At 67.3% G+C, this 14,845-nt stretch carries 15 protein-coding genes and 1 pseudogene; 15 read left to right on the top strand and 1 reads right to left on the bottom strand.

Features of this window, described 5'->3' with window-relative positions; all coding sequences use genetic code 11:
• The first annotated feature begins 311 nt into the window (after positions 1-311).
• The 10 genes and pseudogenes from C1926_RS16250 (at position 312) to C1926_RS16290 (ending at position 9,193) form a co-directional block, all read left to right on the top strand.
• Positions 312-653: a hypothetical protein gene (locus C1926_RS16250; protein ID WP_108759922.1), complete on the top strand. Its 342-nt coding sequence runs from the start codon at positions 312-314 to the stop codon at positions 651-653.
• An 80-nt stretch (positions 654-733) separates the two neighbouring features.
• Positions 734-1,105 (top strand): AraC family transcriptional regulator, encoded by a 372-nt coding sequence (locus tag C1926_RS16255; protein WP_108759923.1) that lies wholly within the window; start codon positions 734-736, stop codon positions 1,103-1,105.
• A gap of 19 nt (positions 1,106-1,124) precedes the next feature.
• Positions 1,125-1,751, top strand: a pseudogene (locus tag C1926_RS21725) (hydrolase); the annotation flags it as partial.
• Positions 1,734-2,402 carry a hydrolase gene (locus C1926_RS21680; protein ID WP_174214131.1) on the top strand — a complete coding sequence of 223 codons (669 nt, stop codon included), beginning with the start codon at positions 1,734-1,736 and terminating at the stop codon, positions 2,400-2,402. The pseudogene C1926_RS21725 and the gene C1926_RS21680, both read left to right, overlap by 18 nt.
• Entirely contained in the window at positions 2,402-2,845 is a 444-nt protein-coding gene (locus tag C1926_RS16265) for a DoxX family protein (RefSeq protein ID WP_108759926.1), read from the top strand. The genes C1926_RS21680 and C1926_RS16265 overlap by 1 nt, the downstream gene beginning before the upstream one ends.
• A gap of 119 nt (positions 2,846-2,964) precedes the next feature.
• Entirely contained in the window at positions 2,965-4,812 is a 1,848-nt protein-coding gene (locus C1926_RS16270; RefSeq protein ID WP_174214132.1) for an amidohydrolase, read from the top strand.
• Positions 4,791-6,074 carry an alginate export family protein gene (locus tag C1926_RS16275; RefSeq protein WP_108759928.1) on the top strand — a complete coding sequence of 428 codons (1,284 nt, stop codon included), beginning with the start codon at positions 4,791-4,793 and terminating at the stop codon, positions 6,072-6,074. The genes C1926_RS16270 and C1926_RS16275 overlap by 22 nt, the downstream gene beginning before the upstream one ends.
• On the top strand, positions 6,068-7,711 hold the full coding sequence (locus tag C1926_RS16280) for an MFS transporter (RefSeq protein WP_108759929.1): 1,644 nt from the start codon (positions 6,068-6,070) through the stop codon (positions 7,709-7,711). Before C1926_RS16275 ends, C1926_RS16280 begins: the two co-directional genes overlap by 7 nt.
• Before the next feature lie 86 nt (positions 7,712-7,797).
• Positions 7,798-8,127, top strand: coding sequence for a hypothetical protein (locus C1926_RS16285; protein WP_108759930.1), 330 nt, complete (start codon positions 7,798-7,800; stop codon positions 8,125-8,127).
• Between the two features lie 112 nt (positions 8,128-8,239).
• The gene (locus C1926_RS16290; RefSeq protein WP_108759931.1) at positions 8,240-9,193 is read left to right on the top strand and encodes an alpha/beta hydrolase; all 954 of its coding nucleotides are present in this window, start codon (positions 8,240-8,242) and stop codon (positions 9,191-9,193) included.
• Between the two features lie 41 nt (positions 9,194-9,234).
• On the opposite strand, the gene C1926_RS16295 is transcribed toward C1926_RS16290, so the two are convergent.
• A complete protein-coding gene (locus C1926_RS16295; RefSeq protein WP_108759932.1) occupies positions 9,235-10,131 on the bottom strand; it encodes a LysR family transcriptional regulator in 897 nt (298 codons plus the stop codon).
• A gap of 126 nt (positions 10,132-10,257) precedes the next feature.
• Here C1926_RS16295 and C1926_RS16300 point away from each other — a divergent pair, with 126 nt between their 5' ends.
• From C1926_RS16300 to C1926_RS16320, 5 genes are read left to right on the top strand one after another with little or no spacing between them, the layout of a single operon-like run.
• Positions 10,258-11,313, top strand: a complete 1,056-nt coding sequence (locus C1926_RS16300) for an NAD(P)-dependent alcohol dehydrogenase (protein ID WP_216822017.1) — start codon at positions 10,258-10,260, stop codon at positions 11,311-11,313.
• 14 nt (positions 11,314-11,327) lie between these two features.
• Complete coding sequence (locus C1926_RS16305; protein ID WP_108759933.1) at positions 11,328-12,362, top strand: alpha/beta hydrolase; 1,035 nt, start codon at positions 11,328-11,330, stop codon at positions 12,360-12,362.
• Positions 12,362-13,615 (top strand): MFS transporter, encoded by a 1,254-nt coding sequence (locus C1926_RS16310; protein ID WP_108759934.1) that lies wholly within the window; start codon positions 12,362-12,364, stop codon positions 13,613-13,615. Before C1926_RS16305 ends, C1926_RS16310 begins: the two co-directional genes overlap by 1 nt.
• A complete protein-coding gene (locus C1926_RS16315; RefSeq protein WP_108759935.1) occupies positions 13,612-14,091 on the top strand; it encodes a cupin domain-containing protein in 480 nt (159 codons plus the stop codon). The genes C1926_RS16310 and C1926_RS16315 overlap by 4 nt, the downstream gene beginning before the upstream one ends.
• The gene (locus tag C1926_RS16320; protein WP_108759936.1) at positions 14,069-14,833 is read left to right on the top strand and encodes a carboxymuconolactone decarboxylase family protein; all 765 of its coding nucleotides are present in this window, start codon (positions 14,069-14,071) and stop codon (positions 14,831-14,833) included. The genes C1926_RS16315 and C1926_RS16320 overlap by 23 nt, the downstream gene beginning before the upstream one ends.
• Positions 14,834-14,845: the final 12 nt, after the last annotated feature.

Consider the following 14,845-nt stretch of genomic DNA (forward strand, 5'->3'; position numbering starts at 1 on the left):
CCAGGCAACCGGACACACCGCCAGCAACGCGCTCAGCAGGAGCCCGCGGAGCGAGCGGCGGGGAAAGGCGCGGCAGAGAATCATGCGGGAAATACGGCGGGATACTGCGGGGTAGGGGATGGCCCCGAGGGCGCGGACAGCGGCCAGCCAGCAGGGAGCGGGCCGAGCTTAGCACTCGTTCACGCCGCGCAGCCATAACGAAATGGCAGTAGTCGCCCGCGCTGCGCAGGTGCCCAACATACCCCGTTCGGGGCAGGTGGAAACCGATTACATCGGCTACTAATGCGCTTCATGGCTCAGGGGGAGCGATCTTGCAGCGGCTCTACGTAATGTTCCCTGACAGGGCGCCCGGCATCGGGCTGCTCTGGATGCGCCTGTGCCTGGCAGCATCGCTGTGCCTGTCGATCGGCGATGACCCCTGGCACACCGCGGCATCGCTTCTGGTCTCGGCCCTCGTCGCGGCCGGATGGCTGACGTTGTTCGCGGTGCTGCTGGCGACCGGCCTGATGCTCTGGACCGGACCACTGACCGCGCTGGTGCTGCTTCCACTGGGCTTGCTGCTGCTCGGGCCAGGTGCGTATTCGCTGGATGCGTGCTCCTTCGGCCGCCGCGTGATCGATCTGGTAGGCGCGGGTCGTAACCCGAAAGAGTAACCAACGCGGCCAACCAACAGGGCTACGCCGTTGGGCAGGGCACCGGCAAGCTGTGCTGCCCCCACGAATCCCTGCGGTCGATGGCCCACACCGTCCCCTCCGATGCCGCGCGGCCAGCGAAGGCACACAGCCAGGGCGCGGCACTGGATCGCGCCCTGCGCTACATCGCGTGCCACCTGGACACGCCACTGCGCATCGAGGACGTGGCGGCCGCCGCCTGCGTGAGCCGCTTCCACCTTTCGCGCCTGTTCCGCACCGGGCTGGGAACCACGCCATCCCGGTACGTCCGCCGCACGCGCATCCAGCAGGCCAGCCTGGCGCTGCACCGGCGCCGCCAGCCCATCGCCCAGATCGCAGCCCAGTTCGGCTTCTTCGACCAGAGCCATTTCGTGCGGTGTTTCCGCGAAGAAATGGGCTGCACCCCCACGCTCTATTCCGCACGAAGCACCTGAACCCCCAAAGGACATCCACATGACCACCGCTACCGCCACGCCTGCCAAGGGCCTGCTTTCCCCGACCGACCACGCCCTGGTGCTGATCGACTTCCAGTCGCAGATGGCGTTCGCCACCCACACCATCGATATCTCCGCGCTGCGCAACAACGTGTCGCTGATCAGCAAGGGCGCCAAGGGCTTCAACGTGCCGGTGGTGCTGACCACGGTTGCCGAGCAGTCGTTCTCCGGCCCGATGTTCCCGGAACTGCCGCAGATCTTCCCCGGCCAGGCCGTGTTCGACCGTACCTCGATGAACACCTGGGAAGACCTGTCGGTGATCGATGAGATCAACCGCATCGGCAAGCAGCGCCTGGTGCTGGCGGGCCTGTGGACCAGCGTGTGCATCGTCGGCCCGACCCTGTCGGCGCTGGAGCAGGGTTTCGAGGTCTACGTGATCACCGATGCCTGCGGCGATGTCAGCGACGAAGCGCACGAGCGTGCCATCACCCGCATGGTGCAGGCCGGCGCGCGCCCGATCACCAGCGTGCAGTACCTGCTGGAACTGCAGCGCGACTGGGCACGCGGCGAGACCTATGGCCTGACCACCGGCATCGCCCGCGACCACGCCGGCGGCTACGGCATCGGCATCCAGTACGCCAAGGCCACCGCTACCGCCACGCCTGCCAAGGGCCTGCTTTCCCCGACCGACCACGCCCTGGTGCTGATCGACTTCCAGTCGCAGATGGCGTTCGCCACCCACACCATCGATATCTCCGCGCTGCGCAACAACGTGTCGCTGATCAGCAAGGGCGCCAAGGGCTTCAACGTGCCGGTGGTGCTGACCACGGTTGCCGAGCAGTCGTTCTCCGGCCCGATGTTCCCGGAACTGCCGCAGATCTTCCCCGGCCAGGCCGTGTTCGACCGTACCTCGATGAACACCTGGGAAGACCTGTCGGTGATCGATGAGATCAACCGCATCGGCAAGCAGCGCCTGGTGCTGGCGGGCCTGTGGACCAGCGTGTGCATCGTCGGCCCGACCCTGTCGGCGCTGGAGCAGGGTTTCGAGGTCTACGTGATCACCGATGCCTGCGGCGATGTCAGCGACGAAGCGCACGAGCGTGCCATCACCCGCATGGTGCAGGCCGGCGCGCGCCCGATCACCAGCGTGCAGTACCTGCTGGAACTGCAGCGCGACTGGGCACGCGGCGAGACCTATGGCCTGACCACCGGCATCGCCCGCGACCACGCCGGCGGCTACGGCATCGGCATCCAGTACGCCAAGGCCATGTTCGGCGCGCAGGAAGGCGGCCACTGATGGAAAAGGCCGCGGAAGTGAACCTTCAACGTGATGCTGCCGTGCTCCTTCTGCGGCTCAGTGCGGGCGGCTTCCTGCTGCCGCACGGCCTGGGCAAGCTGTTCGGCTGGTTCGGCGGCCCGGGCCTGGGCGGCTTCGTGCAGGAGCTGGCCCAGTTCGGCCTGCCGGCCACGCCGGCCGTCGCCCTGGTGCTGGCCGTGGTGCAGAGCCTGTTCGGCCTGACCGTGCTGCTTGGCGCCTGGACCCGCATCTCCGCGATCGTTGCCGCCGGCTTCATCGCCACCACGGTGTGGATCGCGCTGCCGCACGGCTGGTTCTGGATGGGCACGGGCGTGGAATACCCGCTGATGTGGCTGGCGGCACTGCTCTCGGTCGCGCTGCTCGGCGGCGGTCGTTTCTCCATTGATGGCCTGCGGGCCGCGAACCTGGATGCCGGATCATGAGTGACGAACCGATTCTCCCGTCGCGCCGCAACGTCATCGTCGGTGCAGGCGCCGCCCTGGCCATGGGCTTCGTCGGCCGCAGCTTCGCCAAGGTGTTCTCGCCCGAGCAGAGCAAGCGGATGAGCACCCTGGTCATCCGCAACGCCCGCATCACCACCCTCGACCCGGCCATGCCGCATGCAGAGGCGCTGGCCGTGCAGGATGGCCGGATCGTGGCCGTGGGCACCAACGAAGACGTCATGCGGGGCTGGGCCGCAGAGGCGACCATCCTCGACGGGCAGGGGCGCCGGCTCATCCCCGGGCTCAACGACAGCCACACCCACCTGATCCGCGGTGGCCTGAACTACAACCTGGAACTGCGCTGGGACGGCCTGCGCTCGCTGGCCGATGCCATGGCCATGCTGAAGGCCCAGGTCGACCGCACCCCCGCACCGCAATGGGTTCGCGTGGTCGGCGGCTTCACCGCCACCCAGTTCCAGGAGAAGCGCCTGCCGACGCTGCAGGAACTCAACGACATCGCACCGGATACGCCGGTGTTCCTGCTGCACCTGTACGACCGCGCACTGCTCAATCGCGCGGCGCTGCGCGCGGCGGGCTACACCAAGGATACGAAAGATCCCCCGGGTGGCCAGATCGTGCGCGACTCGCTGGGCAACCCGACCGGCCTGCTGCTGGCCAAGCCCAACGCGCTCATCCTGTATGCAACCCTGGCCAAGGGCCCGCGCCTGCCGATCGAGTACCAGGCCAATTCCACCCGCCACTTCATGCGCGAGTTGAACCGGCTGGGCATCACCTCGGTGATCGACGCCGGCGGTGGCTTCCAGAATTACCCCGAGGACTACCAGGTCATCGAGCAGCTGCACCGCGATGACCAGCTGACCGTCCGCATTGCCTACAACCTGTTCACCCAGAAGCAGGGCCAGGAGATGGCCGACTTCGAGCGCTGGACGGACATGCTCACGCCGCGCCAGGGCGATGACCTGCTGCGCCACAACGGGGCCGGCGAAATGCTGGTGTTCTCGGCAGCCGATTTCGAGCTGTTCAACGAACCGCGCCCGGAACTGCCGCCGGAGCTGGAGCCCGAACTGCACGACGTGGTCAAGCTGCTGGTGCAGAAACGCTGGCCATTCCGCATCCACGCCACGTATGACGAGAGCATCACCCGCATCCTCGACGTCTACGAGCAGGTGAACCGCGAAATCCCGTTCGACGGCCTGCGCTGGTTCATCGACCACGCCGAAACCATCACCCCGCGCAACATCGAGCGCATCCGTGCGCTGGGCGGCGGCATCGCCGTGCAGCACCGCATGGCCTACCAGGGCGAGGCGTTCGTCGAGCGCTACGGCGTGCAGGCCGCGCGGCACACACCGCCGGTCAAGCGCATGCTGGCCGAAGGCGTGCCGGTGGGTGCCGGTACCGATGCGACCCGCGTGGCCAGCTACAACCCGTGGGTGGCGCTGTCGTGGCTGGTGACCGGACGCACCGTGGGTGGGTTGGCGCTGTATGGCGAAGAGAACCTGCTGGAGCGCGAACAGGCGCTGCGCCTGTGGACGCAGGGCAGCGCGTGGTTCTCGGGTGACGAGAACACCAAGGGCACCCTGAAGGTCGGCCAGCTGGCGGACTTCAGCATCCTGTCCTCGGATTTCTTCCGCGTCGACGACAGCCAGATTGCCGATATCACCAGCCTGCTCACCGTGGTCGGCGGCAGGATCGTGCACTCCGATGGCGATTTCGAAGGCCTCGCTGCACCGCTGCCGCCAGCGATGCCGGACTGGTCGCCGGTGAACAAGTTCGGTGGCTACCACGTCGGCGGCACCGCCACCGGCCTGGCCATGGCCCATCACCACCACCACGGCGCGCCCTGCGGTACCCACGGTGCGCACGGCCATGCGGCGCTGCACGCCGCGCCGACCAATGAACTGACCTCGTTCTGGGGTGCAATGGGATGCTCATGCTTCGCATTCTGACCCTGGCCCTGCTGGCCACGCCGTCGCTGGCCGTGGCCTGCGGCGGTGGCGCCTGCACCGACGTAGGCGATGGCCAGCTGCAGCTGGATGCCTCGCTGCGCCTGCGCGGCATGTACTACGACCCGACCCGGTTCGGCATCGGCGAAAGCGAGGACGGCTACGGGCTGCTGCGCGCCCTTGCATCGGCGCGGTACCGCCAGGACAACTGGCAGGCCATGCTGCAGCTGGGCGCCCATGCCGAGGAAGGCAAGGCCGGCGGCCCGGGCAAGACCGATCGTGGCGCGCTCGACATCCAGCAGGCGTACTGGCGCTGGGAAAACAACGGCATGCACGTGCAGCTGGGGCGGCAGGAAGCCGGCTACGGCAGCTCGCGGCTGCTGTCCGTGCGAGACGGACCGAACATCCGCCTGGCGTTCGACGGTGCACGCGTCGGCTGGAACGGTCGCCTCGGCACGCTGGACCTGATGGCACTGCGCGCGGTCGAGAACCGCCCGGGCGCGTTTGATGACCGTGGCGAACGGGGCGCGCACCTGTGGGGTGCCTATGCCACCACCGCCCGTGGCCACGGGCCCGGCCAGTGGGACCTGTACCTGCTCGACTACCGCAGGGAGGCGGGTCGCTTTGCCGCCGGCAGCGGCATCGAGCGCCGCCAGACCCTCGGTGCGCGCTGGTTCGGCCGCGCGGGCGGCTTGGACTGGAACACCGAGCTGGTCGCCCAGGGAGGCGAACTGCGCACCGCAGCGGCCGACCTGGACATCCGCGCCTGGACGGTGGCCACGGACACCGGCTGGCAATGGCAGAACGTGCCGCTGCAGCCGCGGCTGGGCGTCAAGGCAGACATCGCCAGTGGCGATGGCAACCTGCACGATGGTCGCCTCGGCACGTTCAATGCGTTGTACCCGAAGTCGGCCTACTTCAGTGAAGCCAGCCTGCTGGCGCCGGCCAACCTGATGGACATCCAGCCCACGCTGGCCCTGCGCCTGCATGAAAAGGTGACCACCGAACTGGGCGTGCAGCTGGCCTGGAAGCACCGCCGCGCCGATGCGGTCTACACCACGCCGGCGCCGCTGGTGGCCCTGCCAGGTACGGCAGGCGGCCCCCGCCGCATCGGCAATCAATACAAATCCGAAACACGCTGGCAGGCCAGCGAACACTGGCAATGGCAGCTGCAGCTGGCCTGGATGGATGCGGGTCCTGCACTGAGGCAGGCCGGCGGCCAGGACACGCTGTTCGCCTCGATCGTTGGAGCATGGCAATGGTGAATGCAGCCGCATCACAGAACTCTTCCCGGGCCGGTGCCTGGTCCCCGTTGAAGATCGGCATGTTCCGATCGCTGTGGCTGGCCATCCTGGCCAGCAACATCGGCACCTGGGTCAATGACGTGGCCGCGGCCTGGGTCATGGCCGAGCGCACCGGCTCGCCGCTGATGGTGGCCCTGGTGCAGTCGGCCACCACGGTGCCGATCGTGCTGCTGGCACTGGCCGCCGGCACGCTGGCCGACATCGTCGACCGCCGCAGGTACCTGGTGTTCACCCAGGGCTGGATGCTGCTGGTGGCGCTGGTGATGGCCGTGCTGACACATCTGCAGATGCTCACCCCGGAACTGCTGGTGCTGCTGACGTTCTGCATGGGCTGTGGCGCGGCCATGGCGATGCCGGCACAGGCCGCAATCGTGTCCGAACTGGTGCCGCAGCCGATGCTGGCTTCGGCGGTTGCACTCAACTCGATCGGCATCAACATCGCGCGTTCGATTGGTCCAGCCATCGGTGGCGTCATCGTGTCCCAGCTCGGCGCAATGTACGCGTTTGCCTTCAACGCCATCACCTTTGCCGCCATGCTGGTGGTGGTGTTGGCCTGGAAGCGCGACGCAACCGCATCCAGCCTGCCGCCGGAAGGCTTCGGCGCCGGCCTCAAGGCCGGTATCCGCTACGCCACGAAGGCGGGCAAGCTGCAGGCGGTGCTGATCAAGTCGGTCGGCTTCTTCTTCTTTGCTGCCGCCGCCAACGCGCTGCTGCCGGTCGTCGTCCGCGGCCAGATGCACGGCGGGGCAGGGCAGTACGGCATGTTGCTGGGCTGCATCGGCATCGGTGCCGTCGGTGGCGCACTGCTGCTGCCCAAGCTGCGTGCGAAGCTCGACCGCGACCTCCTGGTGCTGCTGGCCACGCTCTCCTTGGCCGCCAGCCTGATGGGCCTGGCACTGCTGCGCAGCTGGTACCTGCTGCCGCCGGTGATGATGATCAATGGCTTTGCCTGGATCACCGTGCTGTCCTCACTGCAGATCGCAGCGCAGACCGCGGTGCCGGCGTGGGTGCGTGCGCGTGCCCTGGCGCTGTACATCATGATCTTCTCGGCCGGCATGGCCGCCGGTGGCCTGAGCTGGGGCGCGCTGGCGCAGCAGACCTCGCCGGAGCTGGCCCTGATGGTGGCCGCCATCGGTGCGGCGGTCGGTGGCCTGCTGGTCTGGCGCGTGCGTATTGCCGGTACCGAAGAACTGAACCTGCGTCCGGCCGGGCACTGGCCCGCACCGGAGCTGTCAGTGGCCGTCTCGCATGATCGCGGCCCGGTGCTGGTCACGCTCGAATACCGCATCGACGACGCAGACCGCGCGGCCTTCCACGCACACATGCATCAGCTGGGCATCATCCGCCGCCGCGACGGTGCCGTGGTCTGGGGTGTTGTCGAGGACGTGGCCAGCCCAGGCATCCACCTGGAGTACTTCGTCGCCGCGTCCTGGCTGGAACACCTGCGCCAGCACGAACGCATCACCACCGACGACAAGCAGATCCAGGAAGCGCTGCGGGCGCTGCACAGGGGTGAGCGCGCCCCGGTTGTCCGCCACTTCGTGGGCGGCGGCGATACGACGGTGGCTCCGCCTGCACACCACCACCAGGACATCTGACAACGCCGTTGTCTGTCGCTCGATGCTACACCGCAGGGCGCCCTACAAGGCGCCCTGCGCATATCAGGCCTTTCCGGAAACCCCCGATGCAGTACCTGGCACCACAGACATCCGCAGGCCTCATGGGCCTGGTCGACGAGGCGCTGCGCTCGAAGTCACTGCCCGAGCTGCATCGCTGGGGCCTGCACCGGGGGCTGACCTGCAGTGGATCGGTGCACCACGAGGCGGCGGGCACGATCCGCGGCCGCGTCGGCGAGGGCTACTTCGAGTTGCTCTGGGAAAAGCAGAAGCAACCTGCGCGCTGTGACTGCATCGCCATGTCCTGCGCGCTGTGGGCCGCCAACCGGATCCTGGTGCTGGAGAAGGGCCGCATCGCTGCCGGCGGCTGCGACGCCATCGCCTGCGTGCGGCCGTGATCCGCACAACGGTGCAAGACGATCCATCAAGTATTCCGGACCATACATCACCGATGCGCCTGAAATCGGGCGCACAGTACGTCCCACACCACCCACCCAAGCGAGTTCATCCATGAACACCTTCACCCGTACCCTCGCCGCCGCCGCGCTGGCCCTCTCTGTCCAGGCTGGCCTGTCTGCACAGGCCGCCGAACCGGCCAAGCCGGCTGCCATCACCAGCATCGCGCGCACCGCCAGCTACATCACCACCGCCGATGGCGTGCAGCTGTACTACAAGGATTGGGGCCCGAAGGACGGCCCGGTCGTCACCTTCAGCCACGGCTGGCCGCTGAACTCGGACAGCTGGGAATCGCAGATGATCTTCCTGGCCAACCACGGTTACCGGGTGATCGCGCATGACCGTCGTGGCCACGGCCGTTCCAGCCAGCCCTGGGATGGCAACGACATGGACCACTACGCCGATGACCTGGCCACAGTCATCAACACCCTGGACCTGCACGACGTGACACTGGTCGGCTTCTCCACCGGTGGCGGCGAAGTGGCGCGCTACATCGGCCGCCATGGCACCAGCCGGGTCAAGAAGGCCGTGCTGATCAGCTCGGTGCCGCCCTTCATGCTGAAGACCGCCGACAACCCCAACGGCCTGCCGATCGAAGTGTTCGATGGCATCCGCAAGGCGCAGATGGACAACCGCGCGCAGCTGTACAAGGACATTCCGTCCGGCCCGTTCTACGGCTTCAACCGCCCGGGCGCGAAAGTCTCGCAGGGCCTGATCGACGCCTGGTGGGCGCAGGGCATGCAGGGTGGCCACAAGAACACCTACGACTCCATTGCCGCGTTCTCGGCCACTGACTTCCGCGCCGACCTGAAGAAGTTCGACGTGCCGACCCTGGTCATCCACGGTGATGACGACCAGATCGTGCCGATCGACATCTCCGGCCGCCAGTCGGCCAAGCTCATCAAGGGCGCAAAGCTGATCGTGTACGCAGGTGCACCGCACGGCCTGACCGACACCCACAAGGACAAGGTCAACCAGGACCTGCTGACCTTCCTGCAGGAAAAGTGAGTGACGGGGCCCCGGCGTGTGCCGGGGCCCTGTTCCGGATGTCATCCGGCCTGGGTGCGCAGCGCCTCGATGACCAGCGCGAAGGCAGGGGAGTGCTGTTTCCTGCTCGGGTAGTACAGGTGGTAGCCGGAGAAGGGCGGGCACCAGTCCTGCAGCGTGCGGACCAGCCGCCCTTCCTGCAGATGCGGCGCGAACTCCTCTTCGGGCAGGAAGGCGATGCCGAGGCCTTGCAGTGCTGCCAGCACGATGTGCGGCGAACTGTTGAAGGTCGCCTGTCCATCCACCCGCACATTCACCTGCCGGCCGCGTCGCTCGAATTCCCAGACGTACAGGCCGCCAGTGGTGGGAAAGCGCATGTTGATGCAGTTGTGCGCGGTCAGATCGGCCGGCACCTTCGGTGCCGGGTGCCGGCTGAAGTAGTCCGGTGTTGCCACGGCGGCCATCCGCAGCCGGGGGCCGATCGGCAGCGCGACCATGTCGCGGTCGATGCTTTCGCCCAGGCGAACCCCGGCATCGAAGCGGTCGGCGACGATGTCGCGCAGGCCATAGTTCACGTCAAACTCGATGTTCACGTCGGGGTAGTGCTGCATCACAGGCAACAACCGCGGCAGCAGCACGGTTCGCAGTACGTGATCGCCGCAGGTCAGGCGCACCGTACCCGCAGGCTTCTCGCGCAGTTCGGTCAATGCATCAAGCTCGGCCTCGATTTCATCAAAGCGATTTCCGATCGCTTCCAGCAGGCGCTCGCCAGCGGGCGTGGCCGAGACGCTGCGCGTGGTGCGGGTCAGCAGCCGGATCTGCAGCCGCTCCTCCAGCGCCTTGATGGCCTGGCTCAGCGCCGACTGGGAGACACCCAGCACGGCGCCCGCGCGGGTGAAACTACCTTCCCGGGCGACCGTGACGAAGGCAAGGAGATCGTTGAGGTTGCGTCTGGCCATGGGGCGAAGTGTGGCACGGCGGATTGATTAGCAGAGCTAATAGACCCTAAAAGGTTCAATTGGCTAATCAAGCCAATAGGGGCTCGGCACAATGGCCGCAACCTCCCACCCCAGGATGCATCGGCCATGTCCCTGACCGTCAAAGCCTACGGCGCCCATGCCGGCGACCGCCCCCTTGAAGCCATCGACATCACCCGCCGCGCGCCCGGCGCGGACGACGTGCAGATCGCCATTGCCTACTGCGGCATCTGCCATTCAGACCTGCACCAGGCCCGCGCGGAATGGGCCGGCACCCTGTTTCCCTGCGTGCCCGGGCACGAGATCGTCGGCCGCGTAGTCGCCGTGGGCGCCCAGGTGCAGGGCTTCAACGCCGGCGACCTGGTGGGTGTCGGCTGCATCGTCGACAGCTGCCGTCATTGCCAGGACTGCGGCGATGGCCTGGAAAACTACTGCGACGGCATGGTGGGTACCTACAACGGCCCCACCAGCGATGCGCCGGGCCATACCCTCGGCGGCTACTCCGAGCAGATCGTCGTGCACCAGCGCTACGTGCTGCACGTCCGCCACCCGGAAGACCAGCTGGCCGCCGTCGCGCCCCTGCTGTGCGCCGGCATCACCACCTGGTCGCCGCTGAAGCACTGGAACGCCGGCCCGGGCAGCAAGGTCGGCATCGTCGGCATCGGCGGCCTGGGCCACATGGGCGTGAAGCTGGCCCATGCGCTGGGCGCACACGTGGTGGCATTCACCACCTCGGAAAGCAAGCGCAAAGCGGCTCTGGCGCTGGGTGCCAATGAAGTGGTCGTGTCCCGTTCGGCGGACGAAATGGCCGCGCATGCGAAATCGTTCGATCTGATCATCAACACCGTGGCGGCCCCGCACGATCTCGACGCCTACCTGGTCCTGCTCAAGCGCGATGGCGGCATGGTGCTGGTCGGTGCACCGGCAACGCCGCATCCGTCGCCGGCGGTATTCAACCTCATCATGAAGCGCCGCACGCTGGCCGGGTCGATGATCGGCGGCATCGCCGAAACACAGGAAATGCTCGACTTCTGCGCCGCGCACAGCGTGGTGGCCGACATCGAGCTGATCCGCGCCGATGAGATCAACGACGCCTACGAACGCATGCTCAAGGGCGACGTGAAGTACCGCTTCGTGATGGACACCGCCACGCTTTCGGCCTGAAGAGACCCCCGACCATGAAGCACTTCCTCCTCCTTGCCGGCCTGCTGGCCGGTTCGATGACGGCGTCCGCGCAGGATCTCTCCCGCGGAGCCGACAATTTCTACCGCAGCGAGCGCGTCACCTCGCAAAAGGTGACGTTCCACAACCAGTACCAGATGAAGGTAGCCGGCAACCTGTTCCTGCCCAAGGACCGCACACCCGGCACGAAGTACCCGGCCATCGTGGTCGGCCACCCGATGGGGGCGGTGAAGGAGCAGAGTTCCAATCTCTATGCGCAGAAACTGGCCGAGCAGGGTTTCGTCACCCTGGCCATCGACCTTTCCTTCTGGGGCGAGAGTGAAGGAACGCCTGGCCACATGGTCGCACCGGAGATCTACGCCGATGACATCAGTGCCGCCGTGGATTTCCTGGCGACCCAGTCGATCGTCGATGGTAGCCGCATCGGCGCGCTCGGCATCTGCGGCAGCGGCAGCTTCGTGATCAGCGCGGCGAAGATTGATCCGCGCATCAAGGCTCTCGCCACCGTCAGCATGTACGACATGGGGGCAGCCATGCGCAACGGCCTCAATGCCTCGCAGAGCCTTGCCCAACGCCAGGCGATGATCCAGTCCGCCATCGAGCAGCGCCAGGCGGAATTCAATGGTGCCGCACCACGCTATGTGCCGGGCACGGTCACCGAACTCAGCGCGGACACGCCCGAAGTACAGCGCGAGTTCTTCGATTTCTACCGTACCCCGCGCGGCGCCTACACCCCATCCGGGCAGCAGGCGGACCAGACCACCATGCCGCTGTTCAGCAGCCTGGTGAAGTTCCTCAACTTCTATCCGTTCAACGACATCGAGACCATCGCGCCGCGCCCGATGCTGTTCATCAGTGGCGACCACGCCCATTCGCGCGAGTTCAGCGAAGATGCCTATCGCCGCGCCGGCCAGCCGAAGGAACTGTACTGGGTGAAAGGGGCAGGGCATGTGGATCTCTACGATCGCACCCAGCAGATTCCCTTCAGCCGGCTGGCGGCGTTCTTCCAGAAGGGACTGGCGGCGCCGTGATGACCGACGACCAGAACGCACCGGCGCGCGCACATTGGGGCGGCGTCTTCGCCATGACCCTGTGCGTGTTTGCGCTGATCGCCTCGGAGTTCATGCCGGTCAGCCTGCTTACCCCGCTCGCTGCCGACCTGCAGGTGAGCGAGGGATTGGCGGGCTACGGCATCGCCATCTCCGGTGCGTTTGCCGTGCTCACCAGCCTGTCCATTGCGCGCCTGGCAGGGCGGCTGGACAGGCGAACGGTCCTGTTGCTGCTCACCGCGCTGATGGCGGTGTCCGGCGTGGTCGTGGCCACCGCGCACAGCTACGCGGTGTACATGGCCGGGCGCGCGCTCATCGGTGTGGTCGTCGGCGGCTTCTGGTCACTGTCGGCGGCGACCGCCATGCGCCTGGTGCCACCCTCGCAGGTCCCGCGTGCCCTGGCCATCTTCAACGGCGGCAACGCGCTGGCCACGGTGGTCGCGGCGCCGCTGGGCAGCTATCTCGGTGGGATCATCGGCTGGCGCGGTGCGTTCCTGTGCCTGCTTCCGGTCGCGGCGCTGGCGTTCGCCTGGCAGTGGGCAAGCCTGCCACGCATGCCTGCGCGCGCCACCGCCGCGCCAGGCAAGGTGCTGGCCCTGCTGCGACGGCGGCCGGTGCGATGGGGCATGGCTGCCTGCGGTGCCTTCTTCATGGGCCAGTTCGCACTGTTCACCTATGTCCGCCCGTTCCTCGAAAGCGTGACACACGCGGGTGCCACCGCGCTTTCCATGGTGCTGCTGGCTATCGGGTTTTCCGGCTTCATCGGCACCGTACTGGTCGGCCGCGCACTCGCGCACGGGCTGTACCGCACGCTGGTGGGCATCCCGATGCTGATGGCAGCCATCGCCCTGCTGCTGGTGCCGTTCGGCACCCAGCTCTGGCCGGTCGCGGCGCTGCTCTCGGTGTGGGGCCTGCTCGCCACCGCCGCCCCCGTGGGCTGGTGGAGCTGGCTGGCGGACACCTTCAAGGACGACGCCGAGGCCGGCGGCGGCCTGATGGTGGCGGTCGTGCAGTGCTCCATCGCCGTGGGCTCCACCCTGGGTGGCGCGCTGTACGACCAAGGTGGCCACGGCAGCACCTTCATCGCCAGCGCCGCCGTCCTTGGCCTGGCCGCCGTCCTTGCCTGGCGCACCGCGGCGGGCCAACGCCCGCTGGCGCCGCGTGTAACCCGCAGCCAATCCGAACCCACCTGGACACATCAGCCCGAATCCTCCACGCAGGAGCCAACACCATGAACACTTCCTTCCTCATGCTCGCCCTTGGCGCCACTGCGCTGCCTACCGCGACTGCTGCCGCAGCCGACACAGGCCAGCAGACCATCGCCCGCGCTGGCGAGCAGGCATCGCAGCCCGGGCCGGAGGCGTACTTCACCGGCCGCGTGCGGATCGACCCGGTCTGGCCGGCCGAGGGCGGCATTCCAGCCTCCGGCGGCCTGGTCACCTTCGAACCGGGCGCGCGCTCGGCCTGGCACACCCATCCGGCCGGTCAGCGCCTGCTGGTCACCAGTGGGGTGGGGCTGGTGCAGGAATGGGGCAAGCCAGTCCAGGTCATCCGCCCGGGCGACGTGGTCTGGTGCCCACCAGGCGTAAAGCACTGGCACGGCGCCGCCCCCGAGACTGCCATGACCCACCTTGCCGTGACCGGGACGATCGATGGCCGCAACGTGGAGTGGATGGAGAAGGTGGACGATGCGCAGTACCACGCCCGCTAGAACGAAGTCGTGGCTGCTGCTGGCCACACTCATCCTGGCGGGACTGCCCGCCACGAACGCACGGGAAACCTTGCCCATGAGCACTTCACCCCGTAACGAAATGCCGCCGCTCGCGTCGCTGAGCCAACGGCAGCAGGCGCTGGTTCCGATTGCGGCGTTCGCGGCCTCAGGCAACCTCGAGCGCCTGAAGCCAGCGCTGGAAGCAGGACTGGATGCGGGCCTCAGCATCAGCGACGTACGCGAGGTCCTGCTGCAGCTCTACGCCTATGCCGGCTTTCCGCGCAGCCTCAACGCGCTGGGCCAGTTGATGGAGGTCGTGCAAACGCGCGCGGCCCGGGGCCTGCATGACGACCCCGGGCGCCAACCCAGCACACCTGCTCCGCAGGGCGAGGCCTTGTTGAAAATCGGTACGGACAACCAGACGGTGCTCGCTGGCGCTCCGGTGGCGGGTCCACTGTTTGATTTCGCACCCGTGGCCAACACGTACCTGCGCACCCATCTTTTCGGCGACATCTTCGAGCGCGACAACCTGGATTGGCAGAGCCGTGAACTGGCCACGCTCAGCATGTTGTCCATGATCGAGGGGGCGGATGCACAGGTAATCGCCCACATCGGGATGAGCATGAACATCGGCGTAGGGAAGGACGCGCTGGCCGAGCTGGCGGATACCCTGGAGACCTGCGTGGATGCCGTTCCGGCGCAGCGGGTCCGACAGGCACTGCAGCGGAAAACCCAGCCATAGCCCCGACGTCGC

Origin of the sequence: Stenotrophomonas sp. ZAC14A_NAIMI4_1 (assembly GCF_003086915.1) — a bacterium.
Classification (GTDB): Bacteria; Pseudomonadota; Gammaproteobacteria; order Xanthomonadales; family Xanthomonadaceae; genus Stenotrophomonas.

Bases quoted from the DNA above. Each gene is read 5' to 3' on its own strand.
- C1926_RS16255 (WP_108759923.1), top strand. From the start codon at position 734: ATGGCCCACACCGTCCCCTCCGATGCCGCGCGGCCAGCGAAGGCACAC.
- C1926_RS16265 (WP_108759926.1), top strand. From the start codon at position 2,402: ATGGAAAAGGCCGCGGAAGTGAACCTTCAACGTGATGCTGCCGTGCTC.
- C1926_RS16270 (WP_174214132.1), top strand. From the start codon at position 2,965: ATGAGCACCCTGGTCATCCGCAACGCCCGCATCACCACCCTCGACCCG.
- C1926_RS16275 (WP_108759928.1), top strand. From the start codon at position 4,791: ATGCTCATGCTTCGCATTCTGACCCTGGCCCTGCTGGCCACGCCGTCG.
- C1926_RS16280 (WP_108759929.1), top strand. From the start codon at position 6,068: ATGGTGAATGCAGCCGCATCACAGAACTCTTCCCGGGCCGGTGCCTGG.
- C1926_RS16285 (WP_108759930.1), top strand. From the start codon at position 7,798: ATGCAGTACCTGGCACCACAGACATCCGCAGGCCTCATGGGCCTGGTC.
- C1926_RS16290 (WP_108759931.1), top strand. From the start codon at position 8,240: ATGAACACCTTCACCCGTACCCTCGCCGCCGCCGCGCTGGCCCTCTCT.
- C1926_RS16295 (WP_108759932.1), bottom strand. From the start codon at position 10,131: ATGGCCAGACGCAACCTCAACGATCTCCTTGCCTTCGTCACGGTCGCC.
- C1926_RS16300 (WP_216822017.1), top strand. From the start codon at position 10,258: ATGTCCCTGACCGTCAAAGCCTACGGCGCCCATGCCGGCGACCGCCCC.
- C1926_RS16305 (WP_108759933.1), top strand. From the start codon at position 11,328: ATGAAGCACTTCCTCCTCCTTGCCGGCCTGCTGGCCGGTTCGATGACG.
- C1926_RS16310 (WP_108759934.1), top strand. From the start codon at position 12,362: ATGACCGACGACCAGAACGCACCGGCGCGCGCACATTGGGGCGGCGTC.
- C1926_RS16315 (WP_108759935.1), top strand. From the start codon at position 13,612: ATGAACACTTCCTTCCTCATGCTCGCCCTTGGCGCCACTGCGCTGCCT.
- C1926_RS16320 (WP_108759936.1), top strand. From the start codon at position 14,069: ATGCGCAGTACCACGCCCGCTAGAACGAAGTCGTGGCTGCTGCTGGCC.